The sequence below is a fragment of the Flavobacterium fluviatile genome, from assembly GCF_010645065.1.
Taxonomy (GTDB): Bacteria; Bacteroidota; Bacteroidia; order Flavobacteriales; family Flavobacteriaceae; genus Flavobacterium; species Flavobacterium fluviatile.
This window is the reverse complement of record NZ_JAADZW010000020.1, coordinates 33410-49975: the sequence shown is the minus strand read 5'-3', so window position 1 is coordinate 49975 and position 16566 is coordinate 33410. Positions and strand designations below refer to the sequence as shown.

Sequence of the window (16566 nt, the reverse complement as noted above, 5' to 3'; positions counted from 1 at the left end):
CCCCATAGTTATCCGTTCTTCAATCTAAAATATAGACGAAAAAACCGTAAAAATGCAACCGGATCTTCGATTTGGGAATGAGATCCAATCTAAAATTTTTGTTTAGTATAGAAACTTTCGTCTCTTGATTTTATTGTGTTTTAGTGTTCGTGGTCATCACTAAAATGCAGTAACTTTCTATTTTAAAAATCTGCGTCAAACGATATTTTCTGAGCATCACTGTCTGTGTTCATCACACCTGATTTTTGATACTCCGCAACACGTTTTTCAAAGAAATTAGTTTTTCCCTGAAGAGAAATCATGTCCATGAAATCAAACGGATTCGCTGATCCGTAAACACGTTCGCAGCCTAATTCTACTAATAATCTGTCAGCGACAAATTCTAAATACTGTGTCATTAGGGCAGCATTCATCCCAATCAAACTTACCGGAAGAGATTCAGTTACAAACTCTCTTTCGATATCCAAAGCATCAACGATGATTTCCTTAATTCTTTCTTTTGGTACTTTATTGATCAGGTGGTGGTTGTGCAAGTGCACTGCAAAGTCACAATGTACGCCTTCGTCACGCGAAATCAATTCGTTAGAAAAAGTCAAACCTGGCATCAAACCACGCTTTTTCAACCAATAAATTGAACAGAAAGCTCCAGAGAAAAAGATTCCTTCAACAGCAGCAAAAGCAATAAGTCTTTCAGCAAACGAATCTGATTCGATCCATTTTAAAGCCCACTCCCCTTTTTTTGCGATTGCAGGAAAAACTTCCAAAGCATTAAATAATTCTGCCTTTTCGGTTTCATCTTTAACGTAAGTATCGATTAATAAAGAATAGGTTTCACTATGAATATTTTCCATCATAATCTGAAAACCATAGAAAAATTTCGCTTCAGCATATTGAACTTCATTCACAAAGTTCTCAGCAAGATTTTCATTTACGATTCCGTCAGAAGCAGCAAAGAATGCTAAAATGTGTTTGATAAAATATCTTTCGTCGTCACTTAGTTTATTGTTCCAATCTGTCAAGTCCTGATGCAAATCGATTTCTTCGGCAGTCCAGAAGCTAGCTTCCATTTTCTTATACCATTCCCAAATATCATGATGTTTAATTGGAAAAATAACAAAGCGATTCTTATTTTCTTGTAAAATTGGTTCAACTTGTGACATTGTATTTTTGTTTAATTTTTATAATGAATTTCCCCTTATTCAGAACGATTACAAAGATTGTCATTTATCGCCAAAAATGAAAGCCAAACTTATTCACAATTCGATGTAGTTTTTAACAAAGGTAAAAATTGAAACCTTTTTCACACAATATTCAATTTACTGAAAATCAAATACTTAATAATCACTATTATCCTCTAAAGCCCCGTAAAATATAGGCTTTTTGGAATAAGAACCAATTAATTTAAGAATGTTTTAAAAAGTTTTTTTTGAGTTAAAAAATTTGTTTTTTGAGTTAAAAAACATCAAAATAATAAGTAAATAAAGGTGTGAATTTTATACTTTTTTATTCTCTTCAGCAACCTTTTCCAGTTCAATATACCAGTCTTCACCAAAACGTCGAATAAGCGCTTCCTTGACAAATTTATAAACGGGAACTTCGAGTTCTTTTCCCAAAGAACAGGCATCGTCACAAATATCCCATTTATCATAATTTACTGCAGCAAACTCTGAAAAGTCTTTAACACGGATTGGGTACAAATGACAGGAAACAGGTTTTTTCCAGTCCACTATTCCTTGGTTATAGGCTTGTTCGATTCCGCAAAGAGCAGTTTTACCATCAAAAATTACATAAGCGCAATCTTTATTATCGATTAGCGGCGTCTCAAGATCCCCGTCGGTACCTTTTACCCATGATCCCTGTGTTTCGATAGCTTCAATTCCTTCTTTACGCAGAAAAGGTTTTATTTTAGGATATATATCTTCCAGGATTTTGGTTTCTGCTTCACTCAAAGGAGCACCGGCGTCACCGTCAACACAGCAGGCTCCTTTACAGGCTGATAAGTTGCACACAAATTCTTTTTCCAGAATGTCTTCTGAAATAATGGTTTTCCCTAATTGAAACATGATAATAAAATACTGAAATTTATAAAGTGCAAAGATAGTCAAAGAATAGACATAAAAAATTTACCGCAGAGATTCGCAGGGGCTTCCTCAAATTTTCACAGATTTTCTGTTTATAAATATTTAAAAATATTACTTCGTGAATCTTTGCGAAAATCTTTGTGAAACTCTGTGGCAAAATTCATAAAAGTTACAAATATTACCTATTTAACCAACAAAACGTGTTTTTATAACAAAAATTCAGTGTAATGAAAAAACACATAACTTTATTAATTACTTTTGCACAAGTTTTTAATCACTCAAAATCAAAGCAATATGTTAGAAATCAACTTTAAAGAAATCATTACGGTGAGTATGGTCCTTTTTGCCGTAATTGATATTGTAGGTTCTATACCAATTATTGTAGATTTAAGAGCAAAAGTTGGACATATCGAATCAGAGAAAGCATCTCTTGTTGCTGGTGCAATTATGATTGTTTTTTTGTTTGTTGGAGAAGGACTACTTAATCTTATAGGTATTGATGTGCACTCATTTGCCGTTGCTGGTTCTTTTGTATTATTCTTCCTTGCCCTGGAAATGATTTTGGGAATTCGTATTTACCGTGATGAAGAACCCGGGTCGGCCTCAATTGTTCCATTGGCTTTCCCTTTAATTGCAGGAGCAGGAACTATGACCACCTTGCTTTCGTTACGATCTCAATTTCACACTATTAACATTATTATTGCAATTTTATTGAATATCATCTTAGTTTATATTGTTTTAAAGTCTTCCAAAAAGATTGAAAATTTACTGGGTGAAAACGGACTTGGAGTGGTTCGCAAGACATTTGGGGTAATTCTCTTAGCAATAGCTGTTAAATTATTTGCAGCTAATGTTAAAGGTTTGTTCGTCTAAAGGATATTTTTTTAAATTTGCTCCATAAAATTCTAAAATACAGCTCAAAAAGCTCTGCTTTATTATTTTAGACAAACAAATAATCCTATGAAAATCTTTACTTCCATCTTAGTGGTTTTGGCAATAGCTTTAATCGTCTTTAACATTACGCAGCTTGACTTTCAAAATCCGTTTGAAGGAGACAGTGCTGTTGCTCTTATTGGAGTCGCTGCTTCATTTTGTGCCGTTTTAATTCTTTTGATTTTTAGAATTTCAAAAAAAATAGAAGAAAAAACAAACGGAAGATAATATGTTTGACGTTTTAATTGTTGGCGGAGGCGTTTCAGGCATGTCATGTGCACTGGTTTTAGGTTCTGCCAAAAACAAAACTTTTGTAACCGATAAAAAAATCGGAATTTTTACACATCAAAAAAGTTCTTCTTTACAGGAAGCAATTTTCTATAATGCTTACGGAATAAGCCCGGGTAAATTAGGCTCCGAGTTATTACTCGAAAGCACTCAGGATTTGGCTCAGACCTATCCGCACATTTCTCAGATCCCGAATGAAAAAGTAATTAAAATCGAGGGCACTTATCCTGAATTTAAGGTAATTACGAACAAAAATGCTTATCAGACAAAAAATATCGTTATCGGGATTGGTTCTGCCAATACTTTTGACATCGAAGGTTTGATGCAATTTGTTGAACCGCATAAAAAAGCTTTACCCGAAAAACAACGTATTCAGCTTAAAAACGAAGACCATAAAGTAACCGACGGAATTTATGTCATTGGAACTTTGGCAGGCTGGAGAAGCCAATTAGCGATTGCAGCCGGAAGCGGAGCTGCTGTTGCTACAGATATTCTTACTTTATGGAATAACGGCGTGCAGACTCATGCACATGATAGCATTCGATAAAATCTTATAAAATTATTAAACCATATAATTAATATAAGTACATATATGCTTTTTGCGCATAGATTAAATGAACTTATATCACTTATATGGTTGTTTTTATGATTTCTTCTTACTTAACCGAAATGATTTCAGTAACCTTGATATGTTTTTCATCTTGGGTTTTCCAGATTTCGCCTTTTACTGAAACTTCATCACCAATTTTCAATTGTTTATAGTTTTGAGGTCCGCCAACATTTACAATGCTGATTGTCGCAAAATAAACTTCCTTTGCATCAGTAGTGATTTTAGCTGTATATCCATCTTTTCCAGCTTCTATTAAATCTACTTTTCCTGAAACGGTATTGTTTCCTTTCATCGTTGCGCATGAAATTGCAAAAGTCATTAACATGAATAGAAAGCTTATTTTTATTAGATTTTTCATGTTTGTTTTTATTATTTTATTGCAAAGCGACACAGCTTCCAGCTATTACTTTTAAACTTTCATCGAATTGTTTCCAGACCCTGATATAACGAAAAGCACCACTTATCGGATTATTATCAAACGCTCCTTTTAAAGAAACGGTTACGGCAACGACAGCAGTATCACCAACTATATTTACAATTTGATCCGAAGCTTCCAGTGAATCGATTTTCATTTTACCGGAACGATATGAACTCAAATCAAATTCTTTGGTAATGGTGTTCCCATCCGGTAAATTGAACAGCAAATCATCATGCAGCATCTTTTCTAAAACAGAAATATCCGCTTTTTTGACAGCTGTCAGAAGTTCAATTTCAGCATTTACAACAGTTTCTGTTTTCATTAGAAAAAAATTATAAGATTATTTCCTTAAACTCAGCACCTTTTTAATCATGGCATCCTCTTTTAAAATCACATCGTAATAATACAATTCACCATATAATTGACGGGCAAATTCGGCAGTGATATAGCGGTTGACCAGATCTTTGGTTTTATCTAACTTCAGATCCAGGCCTGTCATAAAAATGTAATTTTGAAATTTTTTAAAATAAATATCCGATTTTTTCATCTTGTCCAAAAACATATTAAAATGAAGTCCTGCAAAAGCATTTCTGTTTTTATCCAATTCTTCAAAAACAAAATGCCCGACGATTCCGGTTTGCAGCAAATACGCTACGTTTTCATTACCGTGTTCTGCTTCCATTGGAACGAATACATCCGGGACAATTCCTCCTCCACCGTAAACTATTTTTCCTTTTGGCGTTTTAAATTTCAAAGAATCAGCTACTTTTATGCTGTCTTTTGCATACAACTCTCCTGATTTTATTCTCGCTTCTGACTCTTTAAAGTATTCATCATTTCCCTTCGAGTATGGTTTTTGAATAGATCTTCCGGTTGGGGTATAATATCTTGCAACGGTTAACCTAACTGCAGAACCATCATTGAAATCCATTTCGCGCTGTACCAGACCTTTTCCAAAAGAACGTCTTCCAACAATTGTTCCGCGATCATTATCCTGAATAGCACCCGCCAGGATTTCACTTGCCGAGGCACTGTTTTCATTAATCAAAACCGTTACCTTTCCCGTTTCAAAACTTCCGCTTTTTGTAGCATATGTTTTTTCGGTACTGCCATTTTTGTTTTTAGTAAAAACAATCAGCTGTTTGTCTTTTAAAAATTCATCCGCAATAGCTACAGCTTCTTCCATATATCCACCGCCGTTATCACGAAGATCGATTACAAGCGAGTGAATTCCTTTTTGTTTTAACCTTGTTAAGCCAACTTTAAACTCATCATAAGTTGTTTCGGCAAAACGATTGATTTTGATGTATCCGGTTTTATTATCAAGCAACAAAGATGCATCTACGCTTTTTAGCGGAATGACATCTCTTTTGATTTTAAACTTCAGTTTCTTATGTTCCGATTTTCTAAAAACAGTCAATTCAATTTCAGAACCTTTTGTTCCTTTTAGTTTGGCAAACAAACTATCGGAAGGCAATTTTCTTCCAAATAATTTCGTTTTTCCGGCATATAAAATGCGGTCACCCGATTTTATTCCCGCTCTCGCCGAAGGGCCGTTTTCAACAGGTTTTATGATCGCAACAGAATCTTTATACATGTAAAAATTAATTCCTACGCCTACGAAATCACCTTTCATACTTTCGGCGACTTCAGCCTGTTCACTGGGCGGAATATAAACAGAATGCGGATCTAATTTGGACAAAATATTATCTACGGTAAGATTTACAATCGAGTCTGTATTAACACTATCTACATATTCATTATTGATAAAATCAATCAGTTTATTCAGCTTAGTTTTGGAGTAATTTTTAGCCAAAAGAGTATCTTCTGCCGGGGCATTCATCAGACCACCGAGAACAGTTCCAAGAGCAAACGCTGCTCCGATAACGATTGGCAAATATTTTGAATTGAATTTCATTATTCTTCTAAATCAGGAATATGCTCTACCTCAACGCCCGCTTTTATTAAAAACTGGATTCCTGAATCATCACGATATCCGTTTTGGTACACTACTCTTTTTATACCTGACTGATGTATAAGCTTGCTGCATTCTTTACAAGGTGAAAGCGTAATGTATAAAGTCGCACCTTCACAGGATTGTGTTGACCTGGCGACCTTCAGAATCGCATTTGCCTCAGCATGCAAAACATCCCAGCGCGTTAATCCGTTTTCGTCTTCACAGCAATTTTCGAATCCGGTAGGTGTTCCATTGTATCCATCAGAAATAATCATTCTGTCCTTTACAATGATTGCACCTACCTGTTTGCGTTTACAATACGACAGCGAACCCCATTCCCTGGCTATTCGTAAATATGCTTTGTCGTATTTGTTCAATTTTTTTATCTCCATTAATTTATCTGTTCCAAATAGGGCTTTCCACAATCATCGGAATTACAACTCCAATAATAAAAGCCGACATTACAAGTGCCCAGTCACGTTTTGAAAAACGAAATACAGTCTGTACGATATATGAAAGTACCAAAACCACAAAAACCACGATTAACTGTGCCGCTTCAATACCGAGAGCAAATTCCAATAAAGGTACTAATTTTGAAGAAGCGGTGCCTCCTAAAATTGTTTTAAAATAATTTGAAAATCCAAGTCCGTGTATAATACCAAAGAACAGTGTCAGAAAAAAGACAATATTAACACTTTCATTTTTGGATGCTTTTCCGGCAGTAAAGAGATTAAAAAATGCAGTTATTAAAATGGTAACCGGAATTAAAAACTCTACCAGATTTGCTTTAACAGCTATAATTCCAAAAACAGAAAGCAATAGTGCTAATGTGTGCCCAATGGTAAACATGGTCACCAACAGCAAAATACGTTTCCAGTCTTTAAACGTGTAAGGCGTTGCCAAAGCCATTAAAAACAATACATGGTCATAAGCATGAATATCTAAAACATGCTTTAAACCGATCTGAAAATAAATCCAAAATTCTGACATGAGGTTACTTATATTAATTGATTTGGGCCTGTAAAATTACGATTTATTTTAATAATGTAATTAAGGCCGGATAGTAAATCAACGCAGAAAAATAAGTTAAATTTTATGAGAACTTTAAAATTGATAATTTAAAATAAAATTTATCTTTGTTCAATAAAAACACTTTTTAATATGTCATTTGCAGAATTATTTGATAGCGAATTCAAACAAAGAAATAAAGGTCACTTTTCAGCTATTGTTCGTGTAGCTTTAGCAGACGGGGTTGTATATCCTGAAGAAAAAAACTTCTTAGACAAACTTGCTGCCCGTTTGGAAATAACTGATTCAGAGTATGAAGAGATCCTAAGCGATCCTTTAAAATATCCAATAAACCCTCCTTATTCATATGTTCAGCGCCTGGAGCGTTTATATGATTTAACAAGAATGGTGCATGTTGACCACCATCTTGAAGATAAACAGGAAGTTTTATTAAAAAAGATAAGTATTGCCTTAGGATTTACTCCTGGTAATGTGGATTATATCATTGCAAAAGCATTGTCGTTAGTAGATAAAAAAGTGGATGCAGACACCTTTATCTATGAAATGCAGCACATGAACAAATAAATTTAGTGGTCAGTTTACAGATTTTAGTATTCAGTCAATACTTAATTTAAAAAAACTGCTAATTCAAAAGTAAACCCGACAGATTTTGAAAACCTGTCGGGTTTATTGTTACTGATATTTCTGTTCTAAAAGACCTAACAGACTTTAAAGGTTTAAGGTTCGCTGTGAACTGAACACTAAAACTGAAGCTATTCAGCTGCCATAAATTCCTCTGCTTTTTCTACCATGTTGATACTTCCGCAGAAAAAGGGAACACGCTGATGCAATTCTGTTGGCTGGATTTCCATAATTCTTCCAAAACCGTCTGTTGCTTTTCCTCCGGCCTGTTCTGCAATAAAAGCCATTGGATTGCATTCGTACATCAAACGCAATTTGCCTTTCGGTGCTTTTGAACTTGTCGGATAAATATAAATCCCTCCTTTAATCATATTTCGATGAAAATCGGAAACTAAACTTCCAATATATCTTGAAGTGTAAGGTCTGTCTTCTTCTTCCCGTTGGCAATATTTAATGTAATTTTTCACCCCTTGCGGAAAGTGAACATAATTTCCTTCGTTTACTGAATAAATATGCCCGTCTTTTGGAAACTGCATATTTGGATGTGACAGGTAAAATGTACCAATAGCCGGATTTAAAGTAAATCCGTTTACGCCATGTCCGGTTGTATAAACCAACATTGTTGAAGTTCCGTAAATTACATATCCTGCTGCCACCTGATTGATTCCCGGCTGTAAAAAATCCTCGCTAGTTACCGGTGTTCCAATTGGTGATACTCTTCTGAAAACTGAGAAAATTGTCCCTAAAGAAACATTCACATCAATGTTAGAAGACCCATCCAGAGGATCCATTAAAACCACATATTTATTATTGTGGCAATTGTCGCTTCCCTGAACGGTAATGTAATCGTCATTTTCTTCTGAAGCAATACCACAGACAATCTCACGTTTTATTAACGTCTGGATAAATACTTCGTTTGCATAGACATCTAATTTTTGCTGTTCTTCACCCTGGATATTTTGTTCGCCTACTGCGCCAATTATATCCACCAATCCAGCTTTGTTCACTTTATAGTTTACGACCTTCGCCGCCAAACGTATAGAGTTGATAAGTCGGGACAATTCCCCCGATGAGTACTGAAATGCTTTCTGGTTCTCAATAATAAACTCTCCCAGTGTTTTATTGCGTTCTTCCATTTGCTATATCGTTGTAGTTTTTAATTATAAGTCACAAATATCGCTTTTTTTGTGAGAATGATTCAAAAATTATTTCGTTAGTTTGCTACTATTATATATTTGCTAAATAATTGCAAAAAGTATCCCTTAAAAAAATACTTATTTCGTCAATAACAGTTTAAAAATATGAATTTATGAATATTAGAAAAGGAAAACCGGAAGATATGGCTGACGTTTTGGGGCTGATTCAGGAACTTGCAATATTCGAAAAAGAACCTGATGCAGTTTTAGTTACAGTTGACGATTTAATACGGGACGGATTTGGTGAAAAACCGCTATTTCATGTTTTTGTAGCAGAAGCTGATGATAAAATTGTTGGAATTGCATTATACTATTATCGTTATTCTACATGGAAAGGAAAAACAATTCATCTTGAGGATTTGATAGTAAAAGAAAAGATGAGGGGGACAGGCTTAGGATCTGCGCTTTATTCTGAAATAATGAAACAAGGAAAAAAAGATAATGTTCGAAGAATCGAATGGAATGTCCTTAACTGGAATACTCCTGCCGTAAATTTCTACGAGAACTCTGGCGCAAAAGTTATCGAAGAATGGAGGGTTGTACAAATGGATGAGGAAGGAATTAATTCGTACTTAGAAAAAATAAATTAATCAAACAAAAATCGACAGGTTATTAAGGAGTATGATCCTGTCAAAACATTAAAATTTTAAAAAACTGATAGAGACGCACTGCAGTGCTTCTCAACAATACAAATTAAAGATGAGAGTATTTAAATTTGGTGGTGCATCGGTAAAAGATGCTGAAGGAATTAAAAACGTTTATGACGTTTTACAAAAAGTTGGGTATGAAGATGTGATTTTAGTCGTTTCGGCTATGGGAAAAACTACAAATGCTCTGGAACTTGTTATCAAAAATTATTTCGATAAATCTGAAGCGCTTAATTCTTCTGTACAAGAGATAAAAAAATATCATAATCAAATATTGCTTGATTTATTTAAAGATGAAAAACATGCTGTTTTTGCAGCTGTTAATGAGCAGTTCTCAGAATTAGAATATTTTCTGGCACATAATAAATCCCCTAACTACAATTTTGTTTATGACCAGATTGTGAGTTTTGGTGAGTTGATTTCGACAAACATCCTAAGTCATTTTATGAACTTCATGGGTATCCAGACACAATGGCTTGATGTTCGTAACTTTATTAAAACCAATGCCAATTACAGGGATGCAGAAGTTGACTGGGAAACTACCCAGCAAAACATCAGCAAAAATGTACCCCGTAAAATATTAAACATTACGCAAGGATTCTTAGGTGCGGATGAAAACAATTTCACTACCACTTTAGGACGTGAAGGTTCAGACTATACTGCCGGAATTTTTGCTTACTGCCTAAATGCAGAAAGTGTAACGATCTGGAAAGATGTTCCGGGAGTTATGAATGCCGATCCGCGTTATTTTGAGAACGCAAGTTTATTAAACCAGATTTCATATCGTGAAGCAATTGAACTTGCTTTTTACGGTGCAACAGTTATCCACCCGAAAACTTTGCAGCCATTGCAGAAAAAAGAAATTCCTTTATACGTAAAATCGTTTGTTAATCCGTTATTAAAAGGTACCTGCGTTTCTAAAGGAGTAGATTTAGAACCTTATCTGCCTTGTTTTATCGTAAAAAGAGAGCAGCTTTTAATTTCGCTTTCTTCTATTGATTTCTCTTTTATCATGGAAGAGAATATCAGTGAAATTTTTGGATTGTTTCATGAGTTCAAATTGAAAGTAAACCTGATTCAGAACTCAGCAATCAGTTTCTCTGTTTGCGTAGAAGATAAATTTGGAAACTTTAATGATCTGAATGCCATTCTTTCGAAAAAATTCAAAGTTGATTATAATGAAAATGTAACTTTATACACGATTCGCCACTTTAATGAACAGGCAGCAGAAACTGTCGTACAAAACAAAGAAGTCTTACTAAAACAAGTAAGCCGCGAAACCATGCAGATTGTGACTAAAGAATTAAAATAATAATTTGTAAGCAAGGTAATTATTCAATTCAGATTATAGAAAAAGGTTTCACTCCACAGTGAAGCCTTTTTTGTTATCCTAATAATTTTATTTTATCCAAAAAACAGGTAAATTTACTATCAGTCAAAAATTTAACTTATTATTTTTAGACATGAAATATAACGACCCTTCCGAAGAAACCAAAAACAGATGGCACAATAATCCTGACAATTGGATTTGGGGAATTTTTTATTATAATCCGGAAGATCCAAGATTATTTCTGCCAAAAAAAATCAAAGAATTTGGATGGACAACAAACTTTGCAAATCCTAATTCTGTCTTTATGATTTTGTTAGCATTGTTATTATTTGCAATAACTGTTTTTTTTGGAAAAATACAATAATGAATAGCAATAACATTATTTTCTGTTGGTCAAACTAAAACTTCACACACATCATTTCCCAATTATAAATACTACTTTTGGCTTTTTAGAGTTAAAGTATTTATGCTGAAAAAATTACTGTTTTTACTGGTTTTAATTTGTTGTTCTGCGCTTCAGGCTCAGGAAACAGATTTGCTCTATAAAACCAAAAAGGTAAAGATTACGCAGGACACTATTAATCTGGAAAATTTTAGTATCAATTCCGGTTTTTTTCAGCTTTTAAATTCTAAAAATGAACTCATAGATTCGACTTTTTATAAAATCGATTTTCAAAAAGGAAAACTCCTTTTGAACGAAAAATTCACTTCAGATTCAGACAGTTTAATTGTTAATTATCTAAAATATCCCGATTTCTTAACCAAAGAATACAGTCTTTACAACTCCAGTCAGGTGGTGAGCAATGATGTGGGTTCTGATAAATTATATAAAGTAGACAATTCTAATACTAAAAAGATCACTCCGTTTGATGGGCTAAACACATCAGGAAGTATTACCCGGGGCGTTACCATTGGAAATAATCAAAATACAGTTTTAAACTCCAATTTAGACCTTCAGATTACCGGTAAAATATCCGACAAGGTAAGTCTTCGGGCGTCACTGCAGGACAATAATATTCCGCTGCAGGAAGGAGGTTATTCACAAAAACTGGATCAGTTTGATAACATCTTTATGGAATTGTTCAGCGACGACTGGAATATTAGGGCCGGGGATGTATTTTTAGAAAACAGGAAAACACAATTTTTAAGTTTTAATAAAAAAGTTCAGGGACTTTCAGCCAGTTTTGATTTTGGTGGAGAAGACAATAAAACCAATGTTTTTGCATCGGTGGCTTTCGCGAAAGGGCAATATGCTAAAAGTACTTTTATTGGTCAGGAAGGAAACCAGGGTCCGTACAAGTTAAAAGGACAAAATGGCGAATTGTATGTTTTAGTCATTTCCGGATCTGAGCGGGTTTACGTGAATGGTGTTTTGCTGAAAAGAGGCGAAAACAATGATTATGTAATTGATTATAACGCCGGAGAAATTGTTTTTACATCACTTTTTACAATTACTTCTGAGATGCGAATTAACATTGAATACCAGTATTCAGACCGGAATTATAATCGTATGTTAACGTATGCCGGCGCCTCACATGAGAACAAAAGCTGGAGTTTTGCCGGTTATTTATATTCCGAAAATGATTTGAAAAACCAGCCCTTGCAGCAAAATCTTTCTCCGGAACAGGTTCAGACTTTAGGTGAAGCCGGAGATGATATAGCCCTAATGAAAGCGCCATCAGCCTATGAAGACACTTATTCAGACACTAAAATTTTATACAGGAAAATAATTGAAAATGGTATTGAAATTTATGAACATTCGACTAATCCGGATGATGTTTTATACAATGTAAAATTTAGCCTTATAGGCGCCAATTCAGGAAATTATGTAATTCAGAACGCCAATTCGGTTGAACGTATTTATGAGTATGTTGCTCCTGTGAACGGTATTCTTCAGGGAAATTATGAACCTCTGGTACAATTAGTGGCACCGATGAAACTTCAGGTAGCGACTGTTTTAGGAAAGTACAATCCGAACGAAAAAACACTGGTTGATTTTGAAATTGGCATCAGCAACAATGACCAGAATTTATTCTCAAATATTGATGACGGCAACAACAACGGAATCGCTTTAAAATTAAACACAAAAAAACGTCTTTTTACCAAAGACTGGACTTTGGATGGGTATGCCAATTATCAGTTTGTAGAAAAGGATTTCAAGTCAGTCGAACGTTTGTATAATATTGAATTTAATCGTGACTGGAATTTGAACACAACACTTTTAGGCGATCAGAGTTTGTTAGTCGCTGGTTTGAATTTTGATTTGTTTTCGAAGAAAAAAACATCCAATATCGGATTGTTGACCTATCAGTTTGAAAAGTTGGATTTTACTGAAAGTTATTCGGGGAACCGGCATACTTCTGTCGCTTTCTTTAAATTAAAAAACTGGACAATAGAAAATCAGGGCAGCTTTTTGAGCAGTGATGCCACAGTTTCTACTTCAAAATTCATTCGAAACCTTGCCAAAACCAAATATCATTTTGGCAAAAACTGGGTTGGTGGCAATATTCAGATTGAAGACAATCAGGAAAAAGACAAGGCTACAAATCAATTTTCGGCGATTAGCCAGCGATTTTCAGAGTATGGTGTTTTTGTTGGCCGTGGCGACAGCAGCAAAGTTTTTGTTGAGCTGGGTTATTTACGCAGAAAAAATGATAGTTTACAAAACGGATTATTACAGCATGTGAGCAACTCGCAAACCTATTTTTTCAAATCGAAACTGATCCAGAACAAAAAAACAGATTTAGCCGTTTATGCCTGCTACCGAAATTTGGATTTTACAGCTGCTGACAGAAAAAATGAACCTTCACTAAACTCCAGGGTTTTATACAACGACCGTTTTTTTAATCAGTTTCTTCAAATTGGGACCGTTTACGAAACCAGTTCAGGACAAATTGCCCGACAGGAATACAATTATATAGAAGTTCCTGCCGGCCAGGGGGTGTATGCCTGGAATGACTACAATCTAAACGGCACTAAGGAATTGGAAGAATTCGAAATAGCACCATTTCCGGATCAGGCAAAGTTTATTCGTGTATTTTTGCCCAATCGAGTATATGATAAAACCAATCAGAATAAATTTTCACAGTCGCTTACGATAAACCCTTTGCAATGGCAGAATGAAAAAGGATACAAAAAAATACTCTCTTATTTCTACAACCAGACCTCATTTATTCTGGACAGGAAAGTAGAAAGTGATGGCGACAATTTTGCACTGAATCCGTTTTATTCTTCTGAAGAAAATATCTTAGGACTGAATTCGAGTTTTAGGAACAGTTTGTTTTATAACCGGGGCAAGCAAAAGCATTCTGTAACCTATTCTTATCTGATTAACAACGGAAAAAACCTGCTTTCTATCGGTTCGCAGTCTGTAAAAAACTATTCGCATCAATTGCAATACACGCATTTGTACCAAAAAAGCTGGCTGTTTAATCTATTTTCAAAAACGATTAAAACTTCCCTGGCATCAGAGGATTTCCAAGAGAAAAATTATGATTTAACAGGTTTTCAGGTCGCTCCTAAAATCAGTTATTTGTTTTCGAAAAATACAAGTCTCGATATCTTTTATGAATTACAAAAGAAAGAAAACCAGATTGGGACTTTTGAAACCTTAACCCAAAATCGCCTTGGGACTTCATTCTCGTATGCCGGAGAAAAAAAAGTGACGTTAAACGGAGAGTTCTCTTTTTATGAAAACAAATTTGTCGGGGATGAATTTTCTTCAGTTGGATTTCAGATGCTTGAAGGACTCCAGGCAGGTCAAAATTTAGTCTGGAAATTACTTTTGCAGAAAAACATAACCCAGTTTTTAGATGTAAACTTAAACTATCAGGGTCGTAAAAGTGAAACAGGAGTTACGGTACATACCGGTAACATACAGCTACGGGCTTATTTTTAGCACTTTACTGAAAAATTATTCTATGAACTGTAGAAAAAAGAAAGCCTCTTTTTGGCCAGAAATCCGGGCTTTCCATAACGAGGTCCGGGCTTTTTGTTATCTGAGTCAGACCGAATCAGTCCGAAGGCTTCTTTAACCAAAATCAGCATTAGGATTCTGTTAAAATTTTTCACGCAGATTTTTGCAGATTTATTCCTTTTTATTTTCTCATAATATTAAAGAAAAAATTACTTCGTCAATTCGATTCGCCCGGGATTGCTAATTTGTGTCTAATTCGTAATCTGGGTTTAAAAGGGCCTCGACTAAGTTTATCCTGAGCGAAGCCGAATGGACTCAGCCTGACACTTATATTCCAGTCGTCAGATTAGATATTAATTTTCATTTGAATTTTGAATTTGAAAATTCAGAGTTAATAATTTAGTAATGTATCCGAAATAACAAAAAAATAGTATTTCTGTATCTTCGTTTGAAAAATCGCCCAATATGAGCATTGAATATACTGCCAACAGAACTATTTTAATAACTCCTTTGAACTGGGGATTAGGTCATGCGACACGATGTATTCCGATAATTAAGGCTTTACAGGAAAACAATTATATTCCCATAATTGCTTCGGATGGGGTTGCTCTGGCATTATTACAAAAAGAATTTCCATATATACAGACCTTAGAATTGCCTTCTTATCATATTGAATACGCCAAAAACGGCAAAAACTTTAAATGGAAGCTGATTAAAAGTTTACCAAAAATGATTACCGCTATTCTGGATGAAAAGAAAATAGTGAATTCATGGATAAAAAAATACGATATTGACGGTATTATTTCAGATAACAGACTTGGGGTTTTCAGTAAAAAAGTGCCTTCAGTATTTATTACGCACCAGCTGAATGTGATGACCGGAAATACGACAAAGTTTACCAGCAAATGTCATCAGTTTTTTATTAAAAAATACAATGAATGCTGGATCCCCGATACAGATGGAGACCCAAATTTAACAGGTAATCTGGGACATCTTAAAAGCAGCGAACTAAACCTGAAATATATTGGACCTTTGAGCAGAATGCGTAAAAAAGACACTCCAAAACAATATGATTTAATGATTATTTTGTCCGGACCGGAGCCTCAGCGTACTTTGCTGGAAGAAAAACTGCAGAAGGAAATTACACGATACAGAGGTGAAATTGTTTTTGTAAAAGGAATCGTCGAAAAAACGCAAACCAAACAACAGATTAAAAATGTAATGTATTACAATTTTATGAATACGAAACAGCTAGAACAGACTTTTAATGAAAGTGAGTTGGTTTTATGCCGTTCAGGATATACAACTGTTATGGATTTGGCAAAATTGGGTAAAAAAGCCTTTTTTATCCCAACGCCCGGTCAGTATGAACAGGAATATCTTGCTATAAAACTTCAGGAGGAACAATTGGTACCTTATGCAACGCAAAACGACTTTACGATTGAAGAACTTTCAAAAGTAAAATCGTTTAAAGGTTTGTCCCAATTTGAAAATAAAATCGACTGGGATTCGTTGTTTACTATTTTTGAGAAATAATACC

General features: G+C 34.7%; 17 protein-coding genes. 9 read left to right on the top strand and 8 right to left on the bottom strand.

What is annotated here, in order from left to right:
• Positions 1–182: 182 nt before the first annotated feature.
• On the bottom strand, positions 183–1160 hold the full coding sequence (locus tag GXM17_RS17120; protein WP_163395281.1) for a ribonucleotide-diphosphate reductase subunit beta: 978 nt from the start codon (positions 1158–1160) through the stop codon (positions 183–185).
• A gap of 333 nt (positions 1161–1493) precedes the next feature.
• The gene (locus GXM17_RS17115; RefSeq protein ID WP_163400598.1) at positions 1494–2063 is read right to left on the bottom strand and encodes a DUF3109 family protein; all 570 of its coding nucleotides are present in this window, start codon (positions 2061–2063) and stop codon (positions 1494–1496) included.
• A 312-nt stretch (positions 2064–2375) separates the two neighbouring features.
• Between GXM17_RS17115 and GXM17_RS17110 the strand changes: the two genes are divergently transcribed.
• From GXM17_RS17110 to GXM17_RS17100, 3 genes are all read left to right on the top strand, one after another.
• Positions 2376–2954, top strand: a complete 579-nt coding sequence (locus GXM17_RS17110; protein WP_163400597.1) for a MarC family protein — start codon at positions 2376–2378, stop codon at positions 2952–2954.
• Between the two features lie 87 nt (positions 2955–3041).
• Complete coding sequence (locus tag GXM17_RS17105; protein WP_163400596.1) at positions 3042–3242, top strand: hypothetical protein; 201 nt, start codon at positions 3042–3044, stop codon at positions 3240–3242.
• 1 nt (position 3243) lies between these two features.
• Entirely contained in the window at positions 3244–3849 is a 606-nt protein-coding gene (locus GXM17_RS17100) for an FAD-dependent oxidoreductase (protein WP_163400595.1), read from the top strand.
• 109 nt (positions 3850–3958) lie between these two features.
• On the opposite strand, the gene GXM17_RS17095 is transcribed toward GXM17_RS17100, so the two are convergent.
• The 5 genes from GXM17_RS17095 to GXM17_RS17075 are packed head-to-tail and all read right to left on the bottom strand — an operon-like array spanning position 3959 to position 7277.
• Positions 3959–4270, bottom strand: a complete 312-nt coding sequence (locus GXM17_RS17095) for a hypothetical protein (RefSeq protein WP_163400594.1) — start codon at positions 4268–4270, stop codon at positions 3959–3961.
• Positions 4271–4286: 16 nt separating this feature from the next.
• Positions 4287–4652 carry a nuclear transport factor 2 family protein gene (locus tag GXM17_RS17090; protein ID WP_163400593.1) on the bottom strand — a complete coding sequence of 122 codons (366 nt, stop codon included), beginning with the start codon at positions 4650–4652 and terminating at the stop codon, positions 4287–4289.
• A gap of 18 nt (positions 4653–4670) precedes the next feature.
• On the bottom strand, positions 4671–6248 hold the full coding sequence (locus GXM17_RS17085; protein WP_163400592.1) for a S41 family peptidase: 1578 nt from the start codon (positions 6246–6248) through the stop codon (positions 4671–4673).
• The gene (locus tag GXM17_RS17080) at positions 6248–6679 is read right to left on the bottom strand and encodes a deoxycytidylate deaminase (protein ID WP_163400591.1); all 432 of its coding nucleotides are present in this window, start codon (positions 6677–6679) and stop codon (positions 6248–6250) included. The genes GXM17_RS17085 and GXM17_RS17080 overlap by 1 nt, the downstream gene beginning before the upstream one ends.
• A 4-nt stretch (positions 6680–6683) precedes the next feature.
• Complete coding sequence (locus tag GXM17_RS17075) at positions 6684–7277, bottom strand: HupE/UreJ family protein (protein WP_163400590.1); 594 nt, start codon at positions 7275–7277, stop codon at positions 6684–6686.
• 171 nt (positions 7278–7448) lie between these two features.
• Between GXM17_RS17075 and GXM17_RS17070 the strand changes: the two genes are divergently transcribed.
• A complete protein-coding gene (locus GXM17_RS17070; RefSeq protein WP_163400589.1) occupies positions 7449–7880 on the top strand; it encodes a TerB family tellurite resistance protein in 432 nt (143 codons plus the stop codon).
• A gap of 188 nt (positions 7881–8068) precedes the next feature.
• Here GXM17_RS17070 and fbp read toward each other — a convergent pair whose 3' ends face one another.
• Positions 8069–9073, bottom strand: a complete 1005-nt coding sequence (gene fbp, locus GXM17_RS17065; RefSeq protein WP_163400588.1) for a class 1 fructose-bisphosphatase — start codon at positions 9071–9073, stop codon at positions 8069–8071.
• A gap of 173 nt (positions 9074–9246) precedes the next feature.
• Here fbp and GXM17_RS17060 point away from each other — a divergent pair, with 173 nt between their 5' ends.
• The 5 genes from GXM17_RS17060 (at position 9247) to GXM17_RS17040 (ending at position 16562) form a co-directional block, all read left to right on the top strand.
• Positions 9247–9723 (top strand): GNAT family N-acetyltransferase, encoded by a 477-nt coding sequence (locus GXM17_RS17060; RefSeq protein ID WP_163400587.1) that lies wholly within the window; start codon positions 9247–9249, stop codon positions 9721–9723.
• A gap of 109 nt (positions 9724–9832) precedes the next feature.
• Positions 9833–11092 (top strand): aspartate kinase, encoded by a 1260-nt coding sequence (locus GXM17_RS17055; protein WP_163400586.1) that lies wholly within the window; start codon positions 9833–9835, stop codon positions 11090–11092.
• 151 nt (positions 11093–11243) lie between these two features.
• Positions 11244–11474 carry a DUF5808 domain-containing protein gene (locus GXM17_RS17050; RefSeq protein ID WP_163400585.1) on the top strand — a complete coding sequence of 77 codons (231 nt, stop codon included), beginning with the start codon at positions 11244–11246 and terminating at the stop codon, positions 11472–11474.
• A 102-nt stretch (positions 11475–11576) separates the two neighbouring features.
• Entirely contained in the window at positions 11577–15008 is a 3432-nt protein-coding gene (locus GXM17_RS17045; RefSeq protein ID WP_163400584.1) for a hypothetical protein, read from the top strand.
• A 483-nt stretch (positions 15009–15491) separates the two neighbouring features.
• A complete protein-coding gene (locus tag GXM17_RS17040; protein ID WP_163400583.1) occupies positions 15492–16562 on the top strand; it encodes a UDP-N-acetylglucosamine--N-acetylmuramyl-(pentapeptide) pyrophosphoryl-undecaprenol N-acetylglucosamine transferase in 1071 nt (356 codons plus the stop codon).
• Positions 16563–16566: the final 4 nt, after the last annotated feature.